Origin of the sequence: Mycolicibacterium sphagni, from assembly GCF_002250655.1 — a bacterium.
Classification (GTDB): domain Bacteria; phylum Actinomycetota; class Actinomycetes; order Mycobacteriales; family Mycobacteriaceae; genus Mycobacterium; species Mycobacterium sphagni.
The window spans coordinates 1-6,197 of sequence record NZ_NOZR01000053.1 but is presented as its reverse complement, the minus strand read 5'-3'; the positions used below and the strand labels follow the sequence as shown (position 1 = coordinate 6,197).

The following is a 6,197-nucleotide window of genomic DNA, read 5'->3' as shown; positions in this document are numbered from 1 at the left end:
GGCGGGGGCTTCGGCGGGGGCAGGATCAGGAGAGTCGGCGGCCACGACCTCCGGCGCTGGTGGCGGCGGTACATCGGTGTTCGTCTTGGACGACCACGCAGACTCATCCGCCGCATAAAGCACCAGATTTCGATCGTCCTGTAGCACGAGCTTGACGTCGGCTTTGCCGTTAGTGCCGGTGTCCCACACCGCCTTGTCGACGGTGTAGAGGACGAAGTTCCCATCTGACTGCAGCTCGGCGCGAACCACGTCCTGGCCATTCGTCGCGGTAGCCCACACGGGGTCGCCACGCTCGGCGAGTACGAGATTGCCATCGTCCTGCAGCGTCAGGGTGTACGCACCGTTGTTGGATGTCAGCGACTGCCCCTTGGTGAGCTGCTCGCCGTGGGTGAGTGTGTCTGCCATTTTTTTGCCCTTGTCTTTTGCGCAGCCACCCGCCGTGCCTCGGCGGGACATCGCTTTCGGTGCGATCCCTGCTGAGCCTCAAACACTTCGCCGACGCACACACCACGGCTAGGGGCTTTCGGCACCCGAAGGCACCAGGACGACCGGAACTCGTCGGGCGCGGCCACCCCGAGCATCAACGATCCCCTACGAGCGAGTGACGGGATTCGAACCCGTGTAAACGGCTTTGCAGGCCGGTGCCTAGCCACTCAGCCACACCCGCGTGTCAGGGGCCCGACTTTTCCAGCCCCACGCCGACTCGCCCACTGTTTCGCTCAGCATGATTGCTGACCGCGGCGCTTACCGTTGGGCACATGCAGACCTGGTTGGCCGATCCCCCCTTGCTCGGCGGCCCCGGACAGGGCACTCGGCAGCTCCTCGAGCTGCTGATCGCCTTCGGCCTGACCGCCCTGATCGGCCTCGAACGCGAAATCCACGGCAAGAGCGCCGGCCTGCGCACCCAAGCGATCGTCGGCACGGCGTCGGCGCTGATCCTGATCGTCAGCAAGTACGGCTTCTTCGACGTACTCGCCGCGGGCACGGTCGAGGTCGATCCATCGCGGGTCGCCGCGCAAATCGTTTCCGGGATCGGCTTCCTCGGCGCGGGCCTGATCATCACCCGCCAGGGTGCGGTGCATGGACTGACGACCGCCGCGGCGATCTGGGAATGCGCCGCTATCGGCATGGCCGCCGCAGCCGGCCTCGTGAAGCTCGCCATAGTCGTTACGATCCTGCACTTCGTGATCATTCTGGCCTTCAACCCGCTCAGTAAACGCCTCGTCGCGCGGCTGGCCGGGTCGGTGCGGCTACGGGTCACCTACGAGGCCGATAGCGGCGTACTGACCCGCATCCTCGCCACCTGCGACAAACACCAGTGGGGTCTGACCGAACTCAGCACCTCCCCCGATGGCGGTGTCCTGCTTACCCTTTCGGGATCACAGATCCGGAACGCACCCAGCACTATCGCCGGCCTCACGGGTGTCACCGGGGTTCGCCGGCTCGACGACGTCCAGGAATAGCGCTACCGCCCCTGGCCGCGACCCGAACGGTAGGACGCCACCGAGCCGATGACCGCCAGAACCGCGAACGCACCGAACATCAGCCGGCTCGCCGTCGCGTCGGGCGCGGCCCGTAGATTCACCGCAACCCCGGCCAGTCCCGCACCAAAAGCCCCGCACATCAGCTGGACGCTATTGATCGCCGCCGCGGCCACGGCCTGCTGGGGCGCGTCGTCCACAACCGAGCCCATCGCCCACGCCGACAGATGCGGCCACCCCATCCCGATACCCGAACCCGTGATGACCAAAGCCACCGCCCATGCGACGACGAATCCGCCTGACGCCCGGTCGGTTTGGGTGCACGCCGCCAACACCAAGCCCGCCGCCATGACCAGCGGAGCGATCGCCACGAGGCGCACGGTGATCCGTACGTTGGTGACCGATGCGCTCGCGATTTCGCCGACCGTCCAGCCCACCGACAGTGCCGCACCGAGGAAGCCCGCCACCACCGGCGCCAGTGCCCCCAACCGCTGCCCGAACAGCGGGACGTACATGTCCGCCATCGTCGCCGCCATCAACAGGCCCAGCGTCAGGTAGATCCACTTCAGTGGACCCGGCTCAAAAGCTTTGCGCGGCAACACCGCCGCTGAGGCGCGGCGATCGACCACGATGAACACCACCACCAGAATCACGCCGACGGCCAATAGGCCCGCGATCGCCACCGCACTATGCGGAATAACTGCACCGCTGACCGCCAGCGCCGCCAGGCCCAGCAGCAACAGCGACCACACCGGGATCCGCGTGCGGTGCGCCTCCTGATCAATCTCGGCGCGCGCCGGTAAGGCCAGCGGAACCAGCAGGCTCACAGCTACCGCCAGTACGGCCAGCAGGCCGAATCCCCCACGCCAGAAGCCGAATTGGGCGAACAGACCACCGGTGGCCGGACCCAGCAGTGTGCCGATCCCCCACATCGCCGACACCACGGCTGACGCGCGAGTCCACAATCGATCGGGCAGCGCCGCACTGATCACTGCATAGCCCAGGCCGGCCAACACCCCGCCCGCCAGGCCCTGGACCACCCGGCCGACCAGAAGCAGCTCCATCGTCGGCGCCAGGGAACACAGGCCACTGCCCGCCGCAAAGGACAGCAGCGCAGCCAGATACGCCGTCCGCGGCCCGAACCGCGTCAGCATCGAACCGACCGTCGTCGCCGCCATCACCGACGCCACCAGATACACCGTCGTGACCCAGGCGTAGAGGCGCTCGCCCCCGATATCGGCCACGGCACTGGGCAGCAGGCTGATCGTGATGAATTCGTTGGTGGCGTAGATGGCCACACCACCGGCCAAAACGATCGCAGCACCGAGATACTCGCGGCCCAACAGCTCGCGCCAGCTGCCCGCGGCCGACGCCGTCGTCTTGGTCATTGGATCACCGTAAAGGCTCAACCGCGGTTGAGCTCAAGCGCGGCGGCCTATTTCAGACCCGCAGCATCCATCCCGCGCAATTCCTTCTTCAGGTCGGCGATCTCGTCGCGGATCCGCGCGGCCAGCTCGAACTGCAGATCGCGCGCCGCCGCCATCATCTGGGCCGTCAGATCCTTGATCAGATCAGCCAATTCGGCTCGCGGCATGTTCGACGTGTCGCGGCCCTCAATGATGCCCGCACTCACCGCCCGGCCCGGCTCACCCTGTGCCCGCCGTCCACGTGATGCGTTGCGCCCAGATCCACCGATCTCCACCGCCTCGGTGTCGTCCGCCTCCCGATACACCTGATCGAGGATGTCGGCGATCTTCTTGCGCAGCGGTTGCGGGTCGATGCCGTGCTCTTCGTTGTAGGCGACCTGCTTGGCCCGCCGGCGGTCCGTCTCGTCGATGGCCTGGATCATCGAATCGGTGAGCTTGTCGGCGTACATGTGCACTTCGCCGGAAACATTGCGGGCGGCGCGGCCAATGGTCTGGATGAGGCTGCGCGCAGAGCGCAGGAAGCCTTCCTTGTCCGCGTCGAGGATCGATACCAGGGACACCTCCGGAAGGTCCAGCCCCTCACGCAGCAGGTTGATGCCGACCAGCACGTCATAGTCTCCGAGCCGAAGCTGACGCAGCAGCTCGACCCGGCGCAGGGTATCGACCTCGGAGTGCAGGTAGCGCACCCGGATACCCGTCTCCAGAAGGTAGTCGGTGAGGTCCTCAGCCATCTTCTTGGTCAGCGTGGTGACCAGCACCCGCTCATCACGCTCGGCTCGGGCCCGGATCTCCCCGATCAGGTCGTCGATCTGGCCCTTGGTGGGCTTGACAATGACCTTCGGGTCGATCAAACCAGTCGGGCGGATCACCTGTTCGACGAACTCGCCGCTGGTCTGGCTGAGCTCGTAGGGCCCCGGCGTGGCCGACAGATAGACCGTCTGCCCGATCCGGTCGGCGAACTCCTCCCAGGTCAGCGGCCGGTTGTCTACCGCTGAGGGTAGCCGGAAGCCGAACTCCACCAGATTGCGCTTGCGCGACATGTCGCCCTCGTACATGCCGCCGATCTGCGGCACCGTCACGTGCGACTCGTCGATGACCAGCAAGAAATCCTCGGGGAAGTAGTCGAGCAGCGTTGCGGGCGCCGAACCGGCCGCGCGGCCGTCGATGTGCCGCGAGTAGTTCTCGATACCTGAGCAGAACCCGACCTGACGCATCATCTCGATGTCGTAGTTGGTGCGCATCCGCAGCCGCTGAGCTTCCAGCAGTTTGCCCTGGTTTTCCAGCTCGGCCAGCCGCTCGGCCAGCTCTTCCTCGATGGTCGAGATGGCGTGCGCCATCCGGTCCGGACCGGCGACGTAGTGGGTAGCCGGGAAAATCCGCAGCGAGTCGACCTGGCGGACCACATCACCGGTGAGCGGGTGTAGGTAGTACAGCGCCTCGATCTCGTCCCCGAAGAACTCGATGCGGACCGCCAGCTCCTCGTAGGACGGAATGATCTCGACGGTGTCGCCACGCACCCGGAACGAGCCGCGGGTGAACGACATGTCGTTGCGGCTGTACTGCACGTCGACGAGCAGCCGCAGCAGCCCGTCGCGCGGCACCTCGGTACCGACCTCGAGCTCCACCGACCGGTCGAGGTAGGACTGCGGGGTGCCCAGACCGTAGATGCACGACACGGACGCGACGACGACGACATCTCGGCGTGACAGCAGGCTCGACGTCGCCGAGTGGCGCAGCCGCTCCACGTCGTCGTTGATAGAGCTGTCCTTCTCGATGTAGGTGTCCGTCTGCGCGATGTACGCCTCGGGCTGGTAGTAGTCGTAGTACGAGACGAAGTACTCAACTGCGTTGTTCGGCAACATCTCTCGAAGCTCGTTGGCCAGCTGGGCGGCCAGCGTCTTGTTCGGCGCCATCACCAGGGTCGGCCGCTGCAGCCGTTCGATGAGCCAGGCCGTGGTCGCCGACTTTCCGGTACCCGTCGCGCCGAGCAACACCACGTCGCGCTCCCCCGCCCGGATCCGGCGTTCCAGCTCGTTGATTGCCGCGGGCTGGTCACCGGCCGGCTCGTAGGGGCTGACCACCTCGAACTCTGCGCCGCTGCGCACCAGGCCATGGACGGCATCGGCGGCAGGCCGGTACTCCGAGTGTGCGATCACCGGGTGTTCGGTAGCGAATGCCATAGCGTTCAGGTTAAGCGCCCCCACCGACACATTCATTCCTCGTTAGGCTGACATCGTGGCCGTCCATCCGCCCAAACGGGAGACGTTCGACCTGGTCGGCTACACCAACACCGACCCGAAGGGCATCGCGCGGGCGGTCGACGAATACCTCGTCACGCCGTGGGGGCTGTACATGGCGCGCCCGACTCCGGGCCGCGACCAGTTCCACTACCTCGAATCCTGGCTACTGCCGTCGCTGGGGCTGCGGGCCAACGTCTTCCACTTCAACCCCGGCTATGAGCGTCCGCAGGACTACTACCTCGACATCGGGCGGATCACGATCGGCGACACCGCCTGGCAGGCCGAGGACCACTACCTTGACCTGGTGGTCTACGCCGGCGACCGCACCGATCTCCTCGACATCGACGAACTGTTCGCCGCCCACCGAGACGGGCTGGTGAGCACCGAGACCGCCGAAGCGGCGGTGCAGCGGGTCGTCGTCGCCGTCGAGGGCCTGACCCGGCACGATCACGACCTCAACGCCTGGCTTGCCGCCGACGGAATGACGCTGACCTGGCGGTGAGCCGTCAACGCCGGGCAACGAATCGGCAGCTCCGTACCGAACGAGTAGTCTCGCTAGCTATGAGTCCCATCAGGCGCGGATGGCCCACCATCGTCGGTGCGGCCGTGCTTGTCCTGGGATCGCAGTTAACACCGGTTACTGCCCGGGCAGACCCGGCGCCGCCCCCACCCGCGCCCCCGGCCACCGGCGACGCCAACCCGAACCTGCTGCACAACATCACCTACCGGGCCTCGGCGACCGGCACCTCGCGCGGCGCTGTAGTCGCCTACAAGATCGACGACAACAACGTCAACAGCGACCAGCCGACCTTGCTGCCGGGCATGACCTTCGAGGTCAACACCGTTCTCAAGGATCCCAAGAACGCCGGGATGACGGTCTCCATCCAATGGCCCTACGGCTCGAACCTGCACTGCGAGATCCTGGTGGACGACGAAATTGTCGCGCAGGCAGACCAATTCATCGCCCCGCGGCTGTTCCACCCCAAGGACGACCCGCTGTACGGCACGCTGCAATGCGGCGCACCCCTGGATGTGCCCACCCCGACACC

6 protein-coding genes and 1 tRNA gene are annotated in these 6,197 nt (G+C 66.2%); 3 read left to right on the top strand and 4 right to left on the bottom strand.

The window, feature by feature from the left end:
- Both CG716_RS29310 and CG716_RS29305 read right to left on the bottom strand, forming a co-directional pair.
- A partial coding sequence (locus tag CG716_RS29310; protein WP_094484655.1) for a lectin occupies positions 1 to 405 on the bottom strand: 405 nt, incomplete at its 3' end.
- 191 nt (positions 406 to 596) lie between these two features.
- Positions 597 to 667, bottom strand: a tRNA-Cys gene (locus CG716_RS29305).
- Between the two features lie 91 nt (positions 668 to 758).
- Between CG716_RS29305 and CG716_RS29300 the strand changes: the two genes are divergently transcribed.
- Positions 759 to 1,463, top strand: a complete 705-nt coding sequence (locus tag CG716_RS29300; RefSeq protein ID WP_094484654.1) for an MgtC/SapB family protein — start codon at positions 759 to 761, stop codon at positions 1,461 to 1,463.
- Between the two features lie 2 nt (positions 1,464 to 1,465).
- On the opposite strand, the gene CG716_RS29295 is transcribed toward CG716_RS29300, so the two are convergent.
- Positions 1,466 to 2,869: an MFS transporter gene (locus CG716_RS29295; RefSeq protein ID WP_094484653.1), complete on the bottom strand. Its 1,404-nt coding sequence runs from the start codon at positions 2,867 to 2,869 to the stop codon at positions 1,466 to 1,468.
- Between the two features lie 47 nt (positions 2,870 to 2,916).
- Positions 2,917 to 5,088, bottom strand: a complete 2,172-nt coding sequence (gene uvrB / locus CG716_RS29290; protein WP_094484652.1) for an excinuclease ABC subunit UvrB — start codon at positions 5,086 to 5,088, stop codon at positions 2,917 to 2,919.
- A 55-nt stretch (positions 5,089 to 5,143) separates the two neighbouring features.
- On the opposite strand from uvrB, the gene CG716_RS29285 reads away from it, so the two are divergent.
- Together CG716_RS29285 and CG716_RS29280 are read left to right on the top strand one after the other, a co-directional pair.
- A complete protein-coding gene (locus CG716_RS29285; RefSeq protein ID WP_094484651.1) occupies positions 5,144 to 5,650 on the top strand; it encodes a ribonuclease FAU-1 family protein in 507 nt (168 codons plus the stop codon).
- A gap of 59 nt (positions 5,651 to 5,709) precedes the next feature.
- Positions 5,710 to 6,197, top strand: a 488-nt coding sequence (locus CG716_RS29280) for a hypothetical protein (protein ID WP_110883971.1), incomplete at its 3' end; no start/stop codon positions are given.

Excerpts from the sequence above, each read along its gene's own strand:
- CG716_RS29300 (WP_094484654.1), top strand. The coding sequence starts at position 759 with ATGCAGACCTGGTTGGCCGATCCCCCCTTGCTCGGCGGCCCCGGACAG.
- CG716_RS29295 (WP_094484653.1), bottom strand. The coding sequence starts at position 2,869 with ATGACCAAGACGACGGCGTCGGCCGCGGGCAGCTGGCGCGAGCTGTTG.
- uvrB (WP_094484652.1), bottom strand. The coding sequence starts at position 5,088 with ATGGCATTCGCTACCGAACACCCGGTGATCGCACACTCGGAGTACCGG.